A 16,058-nucleotide genomic window follows, 5' to 3' on the forward strand; every position below is an offset into this window, starting at 1 on the left:
AGTGGCGGGGGGCATAGGCACCATCCCCACTCCCAGGCACGCAGCACGACCAGGCCCTCACACCAGGCGAAGGAGCCGTGCCACCTGGAGGCTGAGAAGTGAAGCAACACCGTGTCAAGGCCTTGGTACGGACCACAGTTCTTGCATCCAGCGTCGGGTCCTTACGCGATCGGACGGGTCCGGACGGGATCATTCGGCCGGCGTCGGAGACAGCGGTTGTCCGCACCGCAGGTTCCACCGGCCGGAGCGCCCGCTGAGCCCGGTCACCGTCAGTGGGGCGACGTCCAGCCGCCAGAACGCCTCCGGAGGCAGGCCGAGCGCCCCCACGATCGCGGCCCGCACCACCGCCGGCTCCACGACGCCCAGCACGCGGTGGCCCTCCGCGCCCGCCACTTCTCCGGTGGACGCCAGCGTCTCCAGCCAGCGTCCGGCCCGGGCGCACAGCTCCAGCAGCGACTCGCCGCCGTGGGGAGCCGCCGAGGGATCGGTCAGCCAGGCCGACACGCCCTCCGGCTCGGCCGCGCTCACCTCGGCCAGCCGCCGACCGCTCCACCGGCCCATGTCCCAGCCACGGACCGCCGGTTCGGGCTCGGTGCACAGTCCCAGCGCCTCGGCGGTCGCGGCGCACCGACCGGACGGTCCGCGCAGCAGCCGGTCGGCCGGGGGCACCGCCGCCGCGGCGGCCCGGGCCCGGCGGACCCCGGCCGCGTCGAGCGTCGCGTCGCCGTCGAAGCGCGCCTCGCGCAGCGCGGCGTTGAGCGCCGGTGAGATCAACATCACCTGTACTGCCATGACCCAGTCAACTCCCTGAACTCCGGCCCCTCCGTGCCCACCCTGGCATCAGTGGGGTCCGGCCCGGTCACCGGCACCATGGCGGCACCTGTCCCCAAGCGGTATGGTCACGGCGAACATGACGTAGGTGTGACGGAAGTCCGGTGAGAATCCGGCACGGTCGCGCCACTGTGAACCCGTACCTGTGCGGGAAGTCAGACCCAGCACCCACGTCTCAGGCACCACGATCGGGACGCGTGTTCCCACAGGAGGTTCTGCCATGGCACAGACCGCTGCCCCCGCCACCACCGCCGTACCGGCGCTCACCCCCATCTCCCTGAAGGCCATTGCCCCCTGGGCGGTCTTCTTCGGCATCCTCATGCTCGTACTGCTGTACTTCGTCGGCGCCGAGCAGGGCGCCACCGCGGTCATCTCCGGCGAAGGTGTCCACGAGTGGGTCCACGACGGCCGCCACCTCCTCGGTTTCCCCTGCCACTGACGTACCGTCCGATCCAGGGGAAGCTCCATGAACTCCATATCTGTCAGAGCCCTGCTCGTACGCGGCATGCTGGCCGGCCTCGTCGCGGGTGTGCTCGCCCTGCTCGTCGCCTACTTCCTCGGTGAGTCGCGTGTGGACGCGGCCATCGCCCTGGAGGAGTCGCACAGTCATCACCACGACGGCGGCGAGGAGCTGGTCAGCCGCACCATGCAGTCCACCGCCGGCCTCGCCACCGGTGTGCTCGTCTTCGGTGTGGCGATCGGCGGCATCGCCGCCCTCGTCTTCTGCTACGCGCTGGGCCGGATCGGCAGGTTCGGCCCACGGGCCACAGCCGCCCTGATAGCGGGCGCGGCGCTGCTCACGGTGTACGTCGTGCCGTTCCTGAAGTACCCGGCCAACCCGCCGGCCGTCGGCAACCCCGACACCATCGGCCGCCGTACCGCTCTGTTCTTCCTGATGGTGGCCCTGAGCGTGCTGCTGGCCGTGGCCGCGGTCATGCTCGGCAGACGGCTGGCTCCCCGTCTGGGCAACTGGAACGCGACGATCGCGGCATCCGCCGGTTACGTCGTGGTGATCGGCCTCGCCTACGCGTTCCTGCCCTCGTTCAACGAGGTCGGCAAGGACTTCCCGGCCACCCTGCTGTGGGAGTTCCGGCTCAGCACCCTCGCCGTGCAGGCCACTCTCTGGGTGACCTTCGGCCTGGTCTTCGGCCATCTGACGGAACGCCTTCTCGCACCGGGAACCGGCACCGTCGCGGCCGGGAACAGCGGCACGGGACGGGCGGCCACGGCGGCCGGCTGACCGGCGCGCCGCATGCGGGCCGCCCGACGACCCGAACCCCGCCGGGAGCACCCGGCGGGGTTCAGTCGTACTGCCGGTTCACTCCTCGGCCTGCGGGCCCCAGTCGATCCGGTAGTACTTCAACTTCTCGTCCTCTCCCACCAGACGCATGCCGACGGCCTCCATGACGCGCTGGGACGCGATGTTGTCCAGATCGGTGTCACCGTGCACACAGCTCACCCCCTGACCGCGGGCGAACCGCAGCAGGGCGCGCAGCGCCTCGGATGCGTAGCCCAGTCCCTGGGCCGAGGGGGCGAGGCCGTAGCCGATCGTGACGTGCCCGTTCTCGTCCGGCGCACCGTGGAATCCCATCCCGCCGATCACCTGCCCGTCCTCACGGCGCCGTATCTCGAACGAGCCGAAGGGGCTGGGGTCACCGCTCCTCGCACAGGTGTCGAGGAAGCGCTCGGCCGCGGCCCGCTCGCCGGGGGACGGGTAGCCGGGCGCCCAGTGCGCCCCGTCTTCCGGTGTGCCGGCCATCACCCGCAGGGCATCGGTGGCATTCATCAGGCGGAGCAGGAGGCGAGGAGTCGTGAGGTCGGTCATGAGCGAGTGAAGTATCACGGGGGACGGGTGGCCGGCATCCGAATTGAACGGCCCGGCCGGGTCCGCGGAGGACCCGGCCGAACGCGCTGCCGGTCAGCCCGGGGCTCACCCGGCCGAAGGCTCCCGGGAGACGGCCCGGCCGGAGCCCTGGCCGGAGGCCGGCCCGGAGTCGAAGTCCCCGGAGAACGCCGCCGCCATCCGCAGATGGCCGGCCGCCTCCGCGCTCCGTCCCTGGCGCTCCAGGGTGCGCCCGAGCATCAGCCGCGCGTAGTGCTCCACCGGGTCGCGCTCCAGAACCGCCCGCAGCTCCGCCTCGGCCTTCGCGAGCCGGGCCGAGTGGTAGTAGGTCCGGGCCAGCAGCAGACGCGGCGACACCTGCTCCGGAACCTCCTCGACCAGCCCCTCCAGGATCCGGGCCGCCGACATGTACTCCTTCGCCTCGAAGAACATCTGCGCACGGTCCCAGCGGTCGGCAGCCGTGCCGAACTCGTAGTAGGTGTCGCTCACTTGACCTCCTCCGTCATGGACCGTCCCCGGACCGCGTCCGACTCCGTCCAGTCATCGACCCAGCTGCCGCTCGGTCGTCGTGCAATGGCCGGAACACGGCCCAGTGGTTGAATATTCCACTAAGTTGTCGGCGTGGGTACCGGCACCCCCGGGCCCGCACGGGAATAGGTTGAGCGCCATGAGCAATCTCGATCGCCAGGCCGAACTCTCCGTCTGCGGGGGACGGGGCTTCGTCGTCGCCGAGCCCGTACGCGAACTTCTCACCCCTCGCCGTGTCCGGCTGGGCGAGTCCACCGAGGTCCGCAGGCTGCTGCCCAATCTGGGCCGCCGGATGGTCGGCGCCTGGGCCTTCGTCGATCATTACGGCCCCGACGACATCGCGGGCGAACCGGGGATGCGGGTGCCGCCCCACCCGCACATGGGCCTGCAGACGGTCAGCTGGCTGCACGACGGCGAGGTCCTGCACCGGGACAGCCTCGGCAGCCTCCGTACGATCCGTCCGCGCGAACTGGGACTGATGACCTCCGGCCGGGCCATCAGCCACTCCGAGGAGAGCCCGAAGTCCCACGCGAGGTCTCTGCACGGCGCCCAACTCTGGGTCGCACTGCCCGACGCCCACCGCCACGTCGAGCCCCACTTCCAGCACCACGCCGACCTGCCGGCCGTCACGGCGCCGGGCCTCACCGCCACCCTGATCCTCGGCGAACTCGACGGCACCACCTCGCCCGGCACCACGTACACCCCGATCGTCGGCGCCGACATCGCCCTGACCGCCGGCGCCCGGGCCCGACTGCCGCTCGACCCGGACTTCGAATACGCGGTGCTCTCCATGTCCGGCCAGGCCGAGGTCGACGAAGTGCCCGTGCTCCCCGGTTCCATGCTCTACCTCGGGTGCGGACGCACCGAGCTGCCACTGCGCGCGGACACCGACGCGGGCCTCATGCTCCTGGGCGGCGAGCCGTTCGAGGAGGAGCTCGTCATGTGGTGGAACTTCATCGGCCGGGACAACGCCGAGATCGTGCAGGCCCGAAACGACTGGACGGAAGGCGCCCGGTTCGGCGAGGTCCACGGCTACGACGGCGCCCGACTGCCCGCACCCGAACTCCCGCCCGGGCCCCTCAAGGCCCGTGGCCGGGTACGTTGACGTGGCCTTTTGTGGTCTGCGGCGGCTCCCGGATCTCCGAACCGACGCTGGTCGAGGCACCTTGCCGAGTGGCATCGAATGGGCCGGCCGCCGGTGGTCCGCAGGCATCCGAGAGGGTCGCGGGTCGGTCATCCGTGGCAGGGTCTGCTCGGATCGATGCCGACCCGATGCCACCTCTTCTGACGAGTGGCCAGCTTGTGGTGGCAGGGTCATTGCTCCCGCCGGGCTGTCACCGTGACCGCTTCGCGGCCTGGGGCTCCCAGCCCTCCATGGCGGTTCCCGGCCGCGCGGTGACTGGCGCCCGGTAACCTACGGCTCCTTCGCCCTGCCGCACGAAGGAGCATGCACGGGTGTGAGACTTCCACGATCTGGTGGAGGGTCGTCTCCGCCCGGCTCCGTCGCACCACCGCGGTGCTGTGCTGGACACGTCGGTGGCCGTTCCTCGCGGACGTTCGTCGACGTTCCGGGCTCCTCGGTCGTGGAAGCAGGCGTGAATCCCGCGTTCCGTGGACACCCGTCGGGCTCCATGGTGCCGATTCCGTCCGTGTCCGGCCCTCACACGAGCAGGTGACGAGCGCCGTCCAGCCGTCGGCGCTCGAACACGAGCCGGACGGCGGCGGACCCCTCGCCGACGGCGGTGGCGACCCGCTTCACGCTGCCGCTGCGCGCGTCGCCGACGCAGAACACGCCCGGCTCGCTCGTCTCGAAGGGCAGCGGTGCCCGATCGGCTTCCCACGCGCCGTCGAGATCTTGTCCGGTGAGCAGGAAGCCGTCGCGATCCGTCGCCAGCCGGCCGCCGAGCCAGCCGGTGCAGGGCGTCGCGCCGATGAAGACGAACACGGCGTCGGCTTTCACGTGCGAACGCCGGCCGGCCCCTCGGTCGACGACGTCGATTCCGGTGACGGCAGAGTCAGCCACGAGGGCGACCGCCTCCGTCCGAACCCACACCCGGATCCTCGGATCGGCCGCGATCGCCTCGACAAGGTAGCGCGACATCGAATGGTCCAGATCCTCGCCCCGGACCAGCAGATGTACTGGATCGGACGTCCGCGACAGGAACATTGCGGCCTGTCCCGCCGAGTTTCCCCCGCCGATGACAGCAACCGGCCTGCCACGACAGGACTGCGCCTCGACGACGGTGGCGGCGTAGTGAACGCTGTTCCCCTCCCAGGCCTCGGCTCCGGGCACGGTCAGGCGCCGGTACTCGGCGCCGGTCGCGATGATGACGTCCTGGGCCCTGAACACGCGCCCGTCGTCGCAGGTGACGCAGTGCCTGCCGGCGCGGCCGGCGAAGGCCGCCGCTCGCGCGTTGCGGTGCAACCGGACGCCGAACTTGGCCGCCTGCACGGTCCCGCGGGCGGCGAGCTCGGCGCCGGAGAGACCGGCCGGGAACCCGAGGTAGTTCTCGATCCGCGAGGAGGTGCCGGCCTGGCCCCCGAAGGCCGCCGCGTCGAGCAGGGCCGTCTGCAGCCCCTCCGACGCGCCGTACACCGCCGCTGCCAGTCCGCCCGGGCCGCCTCCGACGACCAGCAGGTCGCAGACGTCCCGGTCGTCGTCGGCCTCGGCGGGCAGCTCACCGAACTCTGCGGCGATGTCGGCCGGCTGCGGGTTGCGCAGCATCGGCCGCCCCGGGACGAGCACGATGGGGAGGTCCGCGACAGGCACCCGGAGTTCCCGCAACAGTGCCTCGGCCTCGGGCTGCTCCTCCAGATCCAGCCAGTTCACAGCGGTCCGACTGCGCGAGAACGACTGCAGCAGTGCCCGGCAGCGTGGGTCGTACCGGGACCCGACCAGGGTGAGACCGGCGCCCTTGCGCAACAGGTTCGCCCGACGTTCGAGGAAGATTCGCAGAACGAAGTCGCTGAGGTCGGTGTCCTGCGTCATCAGCACCTGGATCCGACGCAGCGGGACGCGCAGCACCCGGCCCGCGCTCCGCACGACCCCGGCGAGGCTTGCGCGCTCGCCGGTGAGCATGCCGATCTCGCCCAGGAATTCGCCCGGACCGTACGAGGCCACTACCCGCTCGGTCGCCTCACCGAGCCGTTCCACGACGTCCGCCACCCCGTCGAGGACGACGAAGAAGTCGTAGGACGCGTCGCCGGCGGCGAAGAGGACCTCCCCGGCGGCCGTGGCATGCTCCGAACCGACCGCCCCGAGCCGAGCGAGCTGCTCGCGCGCGAGGCGCGCGACCGGGGTCCACGCCGGATTCCCGCTCAGTCCATGGTCGTCCATCGTCACCCTCTCGATCCGGTCCCGGTCTCATCCTGCGTGCCGCCGGTCCACCCGGTCTGTCACCCGTGCGGGTGAGGAAACGGCGGCGCGCATTGTGAGGCCCACGGCACATTCCTGCTCGGCGGCGCTCCATGAGGCCCCGAACCGCTGTGCGGGACCTTGTGCGCCGCCAGGGCCGTGGCGAGCTGGTACGTGTGCTCGGGTGGGACGCAGGCGTCCTCGGCGGCGTGTCAGAGGACGAATGGTGGGGACGAGTCCGTGACGAGCCGGTCCAGTGAGGTCGACCCCCGCAGCTCGGGCAAGGCATTCTTGCCGAGCGCCTGCTCCGACACCACGTGAGCAGGTAAGCCGCCCCGGCCGGTCCGAGGCTCGACGGAGACGTTCAGCGCCCCGGACGATGGCGGTCCGTTCGAGGCTGGGATCCCGTAGTCGGATGTTGGCCTACGTGGTGGCGGCAGCGGGAGTATGTGCGCCGACCGATCGACGTTCAACATCTGAATCCGTGGTGCGGCGGACCGGAAGGCCGCGCCGTGGCGCGTCGGCGGCGCCTTCCGGACATACTTGACTGAGTCCGGCATGAAGGCCGGCTTCCTCGTCCGGCGGATGGTCCAGGAGGAGAGCTCATGACATCGGAGAATGGCGTCGACACCTCCGTCCCGCCGAGCGGTTCGGGCTGCGTCGAGTGCGACGCCGCCGACGGATGGTGGGTACACCTGCGGCGCTGCGCGCTGTGTGGCCACGTCGGGTGCTGCGACGACTCGCCCGCCAAACACGCCACCGCCCATTGGACGGCGACCGGACACCCCGTGATCCGCAGTTTCGAACCGGGCGAAGGCTGGTTCTGGAACTTCGACACCTCGGAGTATTCCGAGACCGGACCCGAACTGGCGCCACCCCACAGTCACCCTCTCGACCAGCCGGTCCCGGGCCCCACTGGGAGAGTGCCCGCCGACTGGGCGGAGCAGCTGGACCGGCACTGACGGAAGACCGCCGACTTGCCTGCCGCCCACACCCGGTCGATGAGTGACTGCGCGCGTCATCCCCGGCGGGCCGTGAACCGCGGGAGAAACTCCTCAGGCATCTGGCTGGGCCAGCAGTTCCTTGACGCGCGGTACGACCTCGGTGCCGTACAGCCGGATGGATTCCATCAGCTAGCTGTGCGGCATCGGCCCCATCCCGTACTTCAGGTCGAAGCGTGATGCGTGCAGGTTCTTCATGGTCCGTGTGATCTTCGCGGCGACCGTGGCCGGTGAGCCGACATACAGGGAGCCGTACTCGATCTCGTGCTCGTAGAACTCGCGGGTGATCGGCGGGAAGCCGCGCTCGTAGCGGGCTTCGAGGAGGTAGGTCCGGTAGTACGCCCAGTACTGCTCGACCGCTTCCTCGTCGGTGGCCGCGATGTGGCCCGGCGAGTGCACGCCGATGGGGTGCTCCGCGAAGCCGTTCTTCGCCAGGTACAGCTCGGAGAGTCTGGCGAACCGGGCCGGATTGCCGCCGATGAGCGCGAGCATCAGGTTCAGACCGTACTTCGCGGTCCGCACGACCGAGGCGGGGTTGCCGCCGACGCCGACCCAGGTCGGCAGTGACCCGGATTCGGTGCGGGGCACCACGGGCAGTCCGTCGAAGGCGGCGCGTACGGTTCCGTGCCACTTCACGGGCTCTTCGCGGCGGAGGGCTGCGAACAGGTCCAACTTCTCCTCGAAGAGCACGTCGTAGTCGGCGAGGTCGTATCCGAAGAGCGGGAACGACTCCTTGCTGGAGCCCCGTCCCAGGATGACCTCCGCGCGCCCGGAGGAGAGCGCGTCCAGCGTGGCGTACCGCTGGAACACACGGACCGGGTCGTCGGAACTCAGCACGGTGACGGCCGAGCCGAGGTGGATCGTCGAGGTGCGTGCCGCCACCGAGGCCAGGACGAGGTCCGGTGCCGATAGAGGCATCTCTGCGGTGTGGTGCTCGCCGAGGCCGAAGAAGTCCAGGCCGGACTGTTCGGCCAGTACGCCCTCCTCCACCAGTGCGCGGGTCGCCTCGGCGTCGTGCAGGGGCCGGCCGGTCTCGTCGACCGTGATGTCGCCGAAGCTGTCGATCCCGAACGTGTAGGAGCTCACGGCTACCTCCTGAGTAGTTGACGTGTCAATCATGTAGCCCTATGGTTGACATGTCAACCAATGGATTGCGTGAAGGGAACCGTCATGAACGACATCGCCCCCGTGATCTCCGTACTCGGCGTCGGCAGGGTCGGCTCGGTGCTCGCCCGCGCCGCCGTCGAGGCCGGCTACCAGGTCAACGCAGCTGCTTCCGGCGGCCCCGCAGATCTCGAACTGATCACGAGCATCGTGATGCCCGGGGCCGAGCCGATGTGGGCCGCCGATGCGGTCGCGGCCGCCGACATCGTCGTCCTGGCGCTGCCGCTTCACCGCTTCGCCACGCTCGACCCCACGTGGTTCGCCGGCAAGATCGTCGTGGACGCCATGAACTACTGGGAGCCGATCGACGGCCGCCAGGAGTTCTTCGAACGGGACGGCCTGAGCAGCAGCGAGATCGTGCAGCAGCACCTGGTTTCCGCGGCCGTGGTGAAGACCTTCAATCACCTCGGCTACCACCAGATCGAGGAGGACCGGCGGCCGGCCGGTGCCCCGGACCGGCGTGCGCTGGGCATCGCGGGCGACGACGCCGAGGCGCTCGACCTCGTCACCACCTTCGTGGACCGGATCGGCTTCGACCCCGTCGTGCTCGGCTCGCTGCGCGAAGGCCGCTCCTTCCAGCCGGGCGAGCCCGTCTTCGGAACTCCGCTGGGCCGTGCCGAGTTCACCGCGCTCGTCGCTCAACCGGCCGCCGCCTGACGTCCCCGCACCGAATCCCGTGAGGAGCGCATCATGACCGATCAGACTCAGACTCAGGCTCGTGACTACACATTCGGTCTGGACACCTTCGGCGACATCTCCAGCGCCGCCGACGGCAGCCCCTTCTCGCACGCGGACGCCATCCGGGCGGTCGTCGAACAGGGCGCACTCGCCGACGAACTCGGCGTCGACCACTTCAACATCGGTGAGCACCACACCACCGACTTCCCGATGCCGGCAGGCGACCTCGTCCTCGGCGCCATCGCCACCCGGACCTCGCGGATCGGCCTTGGCTCCGCCGTGACGGTCCTCAGCTCCGACGACCCCGTCCGCGTCTTCCAGCGGTACTCGACGCTCAACGCAATCTCCGGCGGCCGCGCGGAAGTGACCCTGGGGCGCGGCTCCAGTACCGAGTCCTTCCCCCTCTTCGGTCACGACCTCGCCGACTACGACGTGCTCTTCGATGAGAAGCTGAGCCTCTTCGCCGAGGTCCTCAAGGGTGGCCCGATCACCTGGGAGGGCACCGTGCGGCCACCGCTGCACGACCAGGAGGTCGTCCCCGAACTGGACCGGCCGCTGCCGGTCTGGGTCGGCGTCGGCGGCAACCCGAACTCCGTGGTGCGCGCCGCGCGTTACGGCTTCAACCTGCGACTGGCCGTCATCGGCGGCCCGCCGGACCGGTTCGTGCCCCTGACTCGGCTCTACACACAGGCGATCACCGGATTCGGCTACGGATCCCGCCCTGTCGGCATCCACTCGCCCGGCCATATCGCACCGACCGACGAGCGGGCGATCGACGAGTTCTGGCCGCACTACCTGGACATGATGACCCGCATGAGCAGAGTCCGAGGCTTCGCGATCCCGACCAAGGAGAACTTCCTGCACGAGGTCGGCCCGCACGGCTCGCTGTACGTCGGTTCGCCGGACACCGTCGCCCAGAAGATGGCGAACACCATGCGGAACCTGAATGCCGGCCGGTTCGACCTCAAGTACGCGATGGGCCGGCTCTCCGAGGATCGGCTGCGTACGAACATCGAGCTGTACGGGGCCGAGGTGGTGCCGAAGGCACGCAAGTTGCTCGCCGGCTGAACGCCCCCGCAGGCCCCGGCGCTCGGTCCATGCGATGTCTGAGCGGGCAGGCTTCCAGAGGGGTAATTGACGAGTCAAGCAGGTGCCCTGGGGTGCCTGTCACATCAGAGGAGTGAGACAGATGGCCACAACCAGCCAGTCGAGCGAGGACGTCCGGGACCACATGTCGCCGAAGGAGGTCGCCGCCGCGTTCTACGCCACGTACAACGGTGACCTGGCCGTGGGCTTCGAGCGGTACATCGCGAAGGATCTCGTGCTTCACGGCTTCGACGGTCCGAACCAGCGTGACGTGTGGATCGACGGCGACGTCGAGCTCACCAAGTCCCTGTCGAACTACAGGATGGAGGTCTACGACCAGTTCGCGGAGGGCGACAAGGTCGTCACCCGGTGGGGCTTCAGCGGCATTCACACCGGAACGATCCTGGGCATCCCGGCGTCCGGGCGAGAAGTCCGCCTCACCGGGATCTCCATCGACCGTGTGGTGGACGGACAGTCGGTGGAGCACTGGTCGGACGGCAACTTCGGCCGGTTCCTCCAGGAGATCAGCGGAGAGACCCCGGCCGGCGGTCGTGCTGCGCCCGTTCAGCACGAATGAGGGCGAGCGCCGCGTCCGGGGGAGCGCCAGGGGTGAGCTGGAGGAGGGGCGGACCAGTGCCGATCGGCCTCCCCGGTTCCGCCCTGGCGCCCGTCGGCGCGGCCGACGTCACGGCGAAGGTGGTCGCCCCGGCGCGGTGCGCATTCTCGGCACGCTGACCGGCCTGCAGCAGGAGATGGTCTCTACGGCGCAGTGCTGGCGACCCCGGCGATCAAGCGGGTCGGCCCCCGAGGGCCTGATGGGCGTGGTCTCCTTCACGACCACGGAGGCGGCGAGCTTCATGACGGGCCAGGCGCTGGTGGTCGACGGCGGGATTGCGCGCCTTTGACGACCCGCCGGGAGCCGGGTGGGCCGCGTCGGAGTGAGCCTGCGGCGAACGGATGAAGTCCGCGACGATATCTTTGACACGTCAACCCGCAGGAGGAACGCACATGAAGGCCGATCGGCGCGATGCCGACACCAAGTGGCTGGCGCCGCACGAGATGAAGGCGTGGCGGACGCTGATCGACCTGACCGCGGACCTGCGCAGAGTGCTCGGCGCCGAACTGCAGGAGGTCGGTGTGTCGCCGGGCGACTACGCCGTACTGCTGGCACTCAGTGAGGCCGAAGACGGTGCGATGCGTTCCTCGGAGCTCGCCGACGCCATCGACTGGGAACGCAGCCGCCTGTCGCACCATCTCGGGCGCAGGATGGAGAAGCTGGGCCTGATCCGGCGCGAAGCGTGTGCCGACGGCCGCGGCACGCTCATCGTCCTCACCCCGGTCGGCCGTGACGCGCTCCGGAACGCTTCGGGTCCCCACCTGGCAGCAGTGAAGCACTACTTCGCCGACGCCCTGAGCCGGGACGAGCTCGAGCAGCTCTTCACGCTGCTGGGCCGCGTTCGTACGCACTTCGATGCTGCTCGGCATCGCGCGAGCGACGACGGGGAGTGAGTAGCACGTGGATCCTGGCCGGTGCGAGGCACCGGCCAGGATCAGTGACACTCATCCGCCGGCGGCGGCGGACCGTTTCTGAGCGACCTCGAAGTCCGCAGCCTTGGTTTCCAGGGTCGTCGTACCTGACTCAGCGGTGGCGAGGACTGCGATGTGCCAGGTGCCGTGCGGGGACGTGGCGGCGTCGCTGCCGGTGACCGCGGTGGTGTAGGTGCAGCGGACCGTGTTGCCGGCGTCGATCGGCTTGCAGGTCGCGGACTCCACCTGGGTCATCTCCTTGGCGGTCGGTTCGTTGTCGCCGAGCGCGGATGCGGCGGGCCAGGCCAGCACCTTGAGGCTCTTGACTCCTGAGGACGCAGTGACGTCCGCGGTGAAGAGGAGAGTACCGTCGCGTCCGCCGGCGGGCGCGACGTAATGAGCGGAACCGTGTGCGAGCGTCGGGGACTGCTCGCTCGCCTGGGCGATGGCGAAAGTTCCGGCGCCAGCGAGGACGACGACGCCGGCGGCGACGGACAGCGCGATGCGACTACGGTACATGGGGTTCTCCGTGACTGGATCGGACGGCCGCACGATTGTCGGCCACTCGCCTGCTGAGTCCACTGCAGGGCGGAACCGACGTGGTCCTTCCGCGCCGGCTTTGTCGATTCTCCGGGGCTCGGAGATGGCCGGGCCTGAGCACGGGTACTCAACTCGCCTTGATGGGTTACTCGTTTGCCGGATCGAGTAGCCGGCCCGGTAGAGATGCGGGTCTTCTCAGACCTGCGCCATGCCGCCGTCGGCGAAGAGTTCGACGCCGGTGATGAAGCTGGAGGCATCGCTGGAGAGGAAGGCCGCGGCCTTGCCCATTTCCCGGGGGTCAGCGATCCGCGCGGTGGGGTTCCCTCGCCCATCTTCCGGACCGCGTCGGAGAAGGCGTCCGTGCCCGTGCCATGCCGAGCGCGCCGCACAGGGACTCGGTGTCGACGGCGCCGGGGCCGAGGACGTTGATGCGGATGCCGGTGCCCTTGATGTCCTGGATCCAGGACCGGCTGAAGGCGCGCACCGCAGCCTTGATGCCGCCGTACAGGCCCATGCCGGCCGGGGGTTGGACGGACACGGTCGAGCCGATGACGACGAAGGTGCCGCCGGGGGCAGAAGCGCGATCGCCGGCGGGACGGTGAAGAGAACATCCTCGGGCTGAGCGAGCAATGACCTGCCGGACGACGGAGAAGCGGCTGAGGGTGCGTAGTCCTCCGGCGTGCTGACGAAGCCCCGGCCTCTTGTGCTCACCCATACCTCCGCTCAGCAGAGCGGGTCGGGGCATTCAAGCTCGTACTCCTCGTCGGTGATGCCCCAGGTCAATCACCGCATCGCGCAGTACGCGCAGGTGCTGGGGCCCACGCCTGGCCGACGAGACGGCGGGTTCAAGGCGGGACAACGACACCTCGGCGTGTGCGAGGAGCAACGGGCACTGATGCGGACAGGGCTCGAACTGCGCCCACATTTCGGCATCACGCTGCTGCTGACGCAGGTCATAGCGCTCGTCGAGTGGCCATCCGTGGTCATCCGCGAGGGTGTCCGGGACCGCGTCCGTCAAGGCTGCCGGCCTGCGGTCGTCACCTCGGCGGCAGCCCGTACGGGGTGCAGGATCCGGGTTTGCAGGCGGCGCAGTGTGTCGAGATGGTCTGCCGTCCATATCACCCGTACAGCCGCCGAGGCGGCCCCCTGCCCGGCGTCGCCGGACAGGTCGCGGCGCAGGGCATCCCACAGTTCCACGTCCGCCACCCGTCCGTCGCCCGTGTGAGCCGGCGCGGCGGTGAGTCCCGCCAGCGCACGTCCCGATGTCTCGAACCAGGCGACGACGGAGTCGCAGTCGTCCAGAATCAGGGGGCGCGCCATGTTCCGGGCCCCGTGGGGGACGTAGCCCGCGTGTGACCACAGGTCGACGACGGCGTCGCCGGTCAGGCGAAGGGCAGCGACAGTATTGACCAGCGTGGCCACGTCGGACAGGGGCAGTCGTTTGGTTCCGCGCTCGGCCAGGTATCCGCGGAAGGCGTCGTCCAGCCTGCGTGCCGACGCGGCTGCCTGCCGCCGGTCCTCGACCGGTTCCGGAGCGGGAGGTACTGGATGGTCGCACCGGGTGAGTCCGTATCCGACGGCGGCGCGTACGTACCGTGTGCCGTCGTTGATCGCCTTGCACAGCGCCTGCCCCAGGGCGGAGCCTGCCCCTCGTGGCCAGAACAGGAGTCCCACGACCAGGCTCACCGCGCAGCCGAGCACCATGTCCTGGATGCGGACCAGGCCGACACGCCATCCGACGGGCTGGATGATGGTGAACAGGATGAGCAGCACGACGGTGAATCCGGCCTGTCCGGCCGTGAACGAGGTGACCGACGGTTCGAGTCCGATCAGTACGATTGCCGCGGGCAACAGCAGCCACAGCACGACGGGGTGCGAGCCCACCGCGACGATGAGCGCCACGCCGATGAGGAAGCCGATAACGGTGCCCAGGAGGGCGCGGCCGACCGTCTGTCCGGTGTTCACGGCATTGGTCCGCAGTACCGCCAGCGTGCCGAAGACGACCCAGAACGAGTGTTCCAGGCCGCTGACCTGCGCGAGTACCACGGCTATGGCCAGTGCGGCGGCCCCGCGCACGCTGTTGTGCAGCCACACGGAGTGGCGGTTCAAGTGCTCGGCCAGGCGCTGGCGCGCCGAGGAGAGGTCGGACTGTGTCCCGGCCGGGCGGTGTCCGAGCAGCCGCTGCCACCATGTGCGGCGACGGGCGCTGACGGCCAGGTCGATGTCTGCGGCGATGGCGGCGGCCAGGAAGCTCATCCGCTGGGTGCGGAAGCCCGGAAGCAGGGAGCCGACCACCGCGGTGAGCGGTTCGGTCGAGGAGGCGGTGGCTCCCACGGGCAGGGAGTCGGTCATTGCCGCCTCCAGCCCGGCCCGCGCCGTCTCCAGGCGTGCGAGGTCTGCGGCCGTCCCGCCGGGCGGCGGCGGATCACGGCGGGGAGGTCCCGGACCGGAGCGAGAGGACCGTACGGTCTCTGATTCAAGGAGTGCCGAGGCCCCATGCTCCAGGAGCACCGCAGTGGCCAGTTGAACCTCGCGTACTGCTGCCCCGGCGGGCGCGTTCCGGCTGGTCGACGCTCTCTGCTTCAGCAGCTCGCCGAGCCAGACGACCCGGTCGACCAGGCGCACCAGGGCCCGGGCAGTCGTGGACAGACCGGTGGGCCGGTGCGGCGTGGCGAAGAAGACCTGCCGCACTGTGACGACGGCGTCCGCTGTTTCCCGGACGACCTCGTCCGGGGCGGGCTGGGGCGGGTCTGAGGACGACGCCCCGCTGCCGTCGGCGTCTGCCCGCAACTGCCGTGCCATCAGTGCGCAGACGTGAGCGGTGGAGGTGCGCAGAGGTTCTTCGGGTGGTCGTGGCCACAGGAAGGCGACCGCCGCGATCGTGGAGGCTCCGCCCAGAGCCCAGCCCGCGATCCGGTCGGGGATCGAACTCACCGGTCCGATCAGGGTTGCGGGGAGGACGAAGCTGATCAGGAGGGAGGTGGTGGCATCGGCCAGAGCGGAGCTGAGAATCCCGGAGAACAGAATGACAAAGACGATCACGAAGGTGGCGACGCCGGCGAGCCACACTGTCCGGGCGGCGAGACTCCCCAGGCACACCAGTGCCGTGGAGGTCAGCACCAGGGTCGTCTGCTCGGCCACTCGTTCGCGCATCGGGCCACCGAAATCCACGAACATCATGAGAACGAATGGCGCGAACGCCGAGAAGATGGCCATGGTCGGGTTGCCGATCACGAGATACGACAGCGCGAACAGCGAGGGTGTGATGACGGCGGCGCGCAACGCGCGCCGCAGCGCGGACAGTCCAGGATCGTACGCCCGCGCCCACCGCGACAGCCGGTCGGGCAACGGGTCGGCGGGGTGGTTCTCGTGTTCCTGCCCGCTGGTGCTTTCTGCGCCGGCCCCGGACGCGTTCATGCCGGACACCTCTCCGTCTTGGCCTGGCGGGATTCCGGAAACCCCTGGCGGCTCACCAGGTCTGCTGATGGACCGTCAAATGAGTGGG

Annotated in this window: 18 protein-coding genes; 9 read left to right on the plus strand and 9 right to left on the minus strand. The window is 69.8% G+C overall.

All coding sequences use genetic code 11. The features are described 5' to 3' along the window. Positions 1 to 189: 189 nt before the first annotated feature. Positions 190 to 792 carry a histidine phosphatase family protein gene (locus tag AB0D53_RS23165; RefSeq protein WP_362449528.1) on the minus strand — a complete coding sequence of 201 codons (603 nt, stop codon included), beginning with the start codon at positions 790 to 792 and terminating at the stop codon, positions 190 to 192. Between the two features lie 259 nt (positions 793 to 1,051). Between AB0D53_RS23165 and AB0D53_RS23170 the strand changes: the two genes are divergently transcribed. Both AB0D53_RS23170 and AB0D53_RS23175 read left to right on the plus strand, forming a co-directional pair. Further along, the gene (locus AB0D53_RS23170; protein WP_362449530.1) at positions 1,052 to 1,270 is read left to right on the plus strand and encodes a CbtB-domain containing protein; all 219 of its coding nucleotides are present in this window, start codon (positions 1,052 to 1,054) and stop codon (positions 1,268 to 1,270) included. 27 nt (positions 1,271 to 1,297) lie between these two features. Beyond that, positions 1,298 to 2,071, plus strand: coding sequence for a CbtA family protein (locus AB0D53_RS23175; RefSeq protein ID WP_362449532.1), 774 nt, complete (start codon positions 1,298 to 1,300; stop codon positions 2,069 to 2,071). A gap of 78 nt (positions 2,072 to 2,149) precedes the next feature. Here AB0D53_RS23175 and AB0D53_RS23180 read toward each other — a convergent pair whose 3' ends face one another. Continuing rightward, complete coding sequence (locus AB0D53_RS23180; RefSeq protein ID WP_362449534.1) at positions 2,150 to 2,656, minus strand: GNAT family N-acetyltransferase; 507 nt, start codon at positions 2,654 to 2,656, stop codon at positions 2,150 to 2,152. A gap of 105 nt (positions 2,657 to 2,761) precedes the next feature. Beyond that, the gene (locus AB0D53_RS23185; RefSeq protein ID WP_362449536.1) at positions 2,762 to 3,163 is read right to left on the minus strand and encodes a tetratricopeptide repeat protein; all 402 of its coding nucleotides are present in this window, start codon (positions 3,161 to 3,163) and stop codon (positions 2,762 to 2,764) included. 178 nt (positions 3,164 to 3,341) lie between these two features. Between AB0D53_RS23185 and AB0D53_RS23190 the strand changes: the two genes are divergently transcribed. Beyond that, entirely contained in the window at positions 3,342 to 4,307 is a 966-nt protein-coding gene (locus AB0D53_RS23190) for a pirin family protein (RefSeq protein WP_362449538.1), read from the plus strand. Between the two features lie 555 nt (positions 4,308 to 4,862). Here AB0D53_RS23190 and AB0D53_RS23195 read toward each other — a convergent pair. Beyond that, entirely contained in the window at positions 4,863 to 6,539 is a 1,677-nt protein-coding gene (locus AB0D53_RS23195; RefSeq protein WP_362449540.1) for an FAD-dependent oxidoreductase, read from the minus strand. Between the two features lie 623 nt (positions 6,540 to 7,162). On the opposite strand from AB0D53_RS23195, the gene AB0D53_RS23200 reads away from it, so the two are divergent. Then, on the plus strand, positions 7,163 to 7,519 hold the full coding sequence (locus AB0D53_RS23200) for a UBP-type zinc finger domain-containing protein (protein WP_362449542.1): 357 nt from the start codon (positions 7,163 to 7,165) through the stop codon (positions 7,517 to 7,519). Between the two features lie 171 nt (positions 7,520 to 7,690). On the opposite strand, the gene AB0D53_RS23205 is transcribed toward AB0D53_RS23200, so the two are convergent. Next, complete coding sequence (locus AB0D53_RS23205; protein WP_362449544.1) at positions 7,691 to 8,644, minus strand: LLM class flavin-dependent oxidoreductase; 954 nt, start codon at positions 8,642 to 8,644, stop codon at positions 7,691 to 7,693. Between the two features lie 84 nt (positions 8,645 to 8,728). On the opposite strand from AB0D53_RS23205, the gene AB0D53_RS23210 reads away from it, so the two are divergent. The 5 genes from AB0D53_RS23210 to AB0D53_RS23230 all read left to right on the plus strand — a co-directional run bounded on the left by AB0D53_RS23210 (position 8,729) and on the right by AB0D53_RS23230 (position 11,995). After that, complete coding sequence (locus AB0D53_RS23210) at positions 8,729 to 9,379, plus strand: NAD(P)-binding domain-containing protein (protein ID WP_362449546.1); 651 nt, start codon at positions 8,729 to 8,731, stop codon at positions 9,377 to 9,379. Between the two features lie 33 nt (positions 9,380 to 9,412). Further along, positions 9,413 to 10,468 carry an LLM class flavin-dependent oxidoreductase gene (locus AB0D53_RS23215; RefSeq protein ID WP_362449548.1) on the plus strand — a complete coding sequence of 352 codons (1,056 nt, stop codon included), beginning with the start codon at positions 9,413 to 9,415 and terminating at the stop codon, positions 10,466 to 10,468. Positions 10,469 to 10,589: 121 nt separating this feature from the next. Further along, positions 10,590 to 11,063 carry an ester cyclase gene (locus AB0D53_RS23220; RefSeq protein WP_362449550.1) on the plus strand — a complete coding sequence of 158 codons (474 nt, stop codon included), beginning with the start codon at positions 10,590 to 10,592 and terminating at the stop codon, positions 11,061 to 11,063. A gap of 136 nt (positions 11,064 to 11,199) precedes the next feature. Next, a complete protein-coding gene (locus tag AB0D53_RS23225) occupies positions 11,200 to 11,391 on the plus strand; it encodes a hypothetical protein (protein ID WP_362449552.1) in 192 nt (63 codons plus the stop codon). A 103-nt stretch (positions 11,392 to 11,494) separates the two neighbouring features. After that, on the plus strand, positions 11,495 to 11,995 hold the full coding sequence (locus tag AB0D53_RS23230; protein ID WP_362449554.1) for a MarR family transcriptional regulator: 501 nt from the start codon (positions 11,495 to 11,497) through the stop codon (positions 11,993 to 11,995). A gap of 51 nt (positions 11,996 to 12,046) precedes the next feature. Here the strand turns inward: AB0D53_RS23230 and AB0D53_RS23235 are convergent, their stop codons facing one another. The 4 genes from AB0D53_RS23235 to AB0D53_RS23250 form a co-directional block, all read right to left on the minus strand. Beyond that, on the minus strand, positions 12,047 to 12,532 hold the full coding sequence (locus AB0D53_RS23235; protein ID WP_362449556.1) for a DUF5707 domain-containing protein: 486 nt from the start codon (positions 12,530 to 12,532) through the stop codon (positions 12,047 to 12,049). A 216-nt stretch (positions 12,533 to 12,748) separates the two neighbouring features. Continuing rightward, positions 12,749 to 12,841, minus strand: a complete 93-nt coding sequence (locus AB0D53_RS23240; protein WP_362449558.1) for an SDR family oxidoreductase — start codon at positions 12,839 to 12,841, stop codon at positions 12,749 to 12,751. 10 nt (positions 12,842 to 12,851) lie between these two features. After that, a complete protein-coding gene (locus AB0D53_RS23245) occupies positions 12,852 to 13,298 on the minus strand; it encodes an SDR family oxidoreductase (protein WP_362449560.1) in 447 nt (148 codons plus the stop codon). Positions 13,299 to 13,567: 269 nt separating this feature from the next. Then, positions 13,568 to 15,970, minus strand: a complete 2,403-nt coding sequence (locus AB0D53_RS23250) for an FUSC family protein (RefSeq protein ID WP_362449562.1) — start codon at positions 15,968 to 15,970, stop codon at positions 13,568 to 13,570. Between the last annotated feature and the right edge of the window lie 88 nt (positions 15,971 to 16,058).

This window comes from Streptomyces sp. NPDC048295 (genome assembly GCF_040652135.1).
GTDB lineage: Bacteria > Actinomycetota > Actinomycetes > Streptomycetales > Streptomycetaceae > Streptomyces.

Coding starts and splice junctions, on each gene's coding strand:
- AB0D53_RS23170 (WP_362449530.1), top strand. CDS start 1,052: ATGGCACAGACCGCTGCCCCCGCCACCACCGCCGTACCGGCGCTCACC.
- AB0D53_RS23235 (WP_362449556.1), bottom strand. CDS start 12,532: ATGTACCGTAGTCGCATCGCGCTGTCCGTCGCCGCCGGCGTCGTCGTC.
- AB0D53_RS23250 (WP_362449562.1), bottom strand. CDS start 15,970: ATGAACGCGTCCGGGGCCGGCGCAGAAAGCACCAGCGGGCAGGAACAC.
- AB0D53_RS23200 (WP_362449542.1), top strand. CDS start 7,163: ATGACATCGGAGAATGGCGTCGACACCTCCGTCCCGCCGAGCGGTTCG.
- AB0D53_RS23190 (WP_362449538.1), top strand. CDS start 3,342: ATGAGCAATCTCGATCGCCAGGCCGAACTCTCCGTCTGCGGGGGACGG.
- AB0D53_RS23245 (WP_362449560.1), bottom strand. CDS start 13,298: ATGCCCCGACCCGCTCTGCTGAGCGGAGGTATGGGTGAGCACAAGAGG.
- AB0D53_RS23220 (WP_362449550.1), top strand. CDS start 10,590: ATGGCCACAACCAGCCAGTCGAGCGAGGACGTCCGGGACCACATGTCG.
- AB0D53_RS23230 (WP_362449554.1), top strand. CDS start 11,495: ATGAAGGCCGATCGGCGCGATGCCGACACCAAGTGGCTGGCGCCGCAC.
- AB0D53_RS23215 (WP_362449548.1), top strand. CDS start 9,413: ATGACCGATCAGACTCAGACTCAGGCTCGTGACTACACATTCGGTCTG.
- AB0D53_RS23165 (WP_362449528.1), bottom strand. CDS start 792: ATGGCAGTACAGGTGATGTTGATCTCACCGGCGCTCAACGCCGCGCTG.
- AB0D53_RS23195 (WP_362449540.1), bottom strand. CDS start 6,539: ATGGACGACCATGGACTGAGCGGGAATCCGGCGTGGACCCCGGTCGCG.
- AB0D53_RS23210 (WP_362449546.1), top strand. CDS start 8,729: ATGAACGACATCGCCCCCGTGATCTCCGTACTCGGCGTCGGCAGGGTC.
- AB0D53_RS23180 (WP_362449534.1), bottom strand. CDS start 2,656: ATGACCGACCTCACGACTCCTCGCCTCCTGCTCCGCCTGATGAATGCC.
- AB0D53_RS23240 (WP_362449558.1), bottom strand. CDS start 12,841: ATGGGCAAGGCCGCGGCCTTCCTCTCCAGCGATGCCTCCAGCTTCATC.
- AB0D53_RS23175 (WP_362449532.1), top strand. CDS start 1,298: ATGAACTCCATATCTGTCAGAGCCCTGCTCGTACGCGGCATGCTGGCC.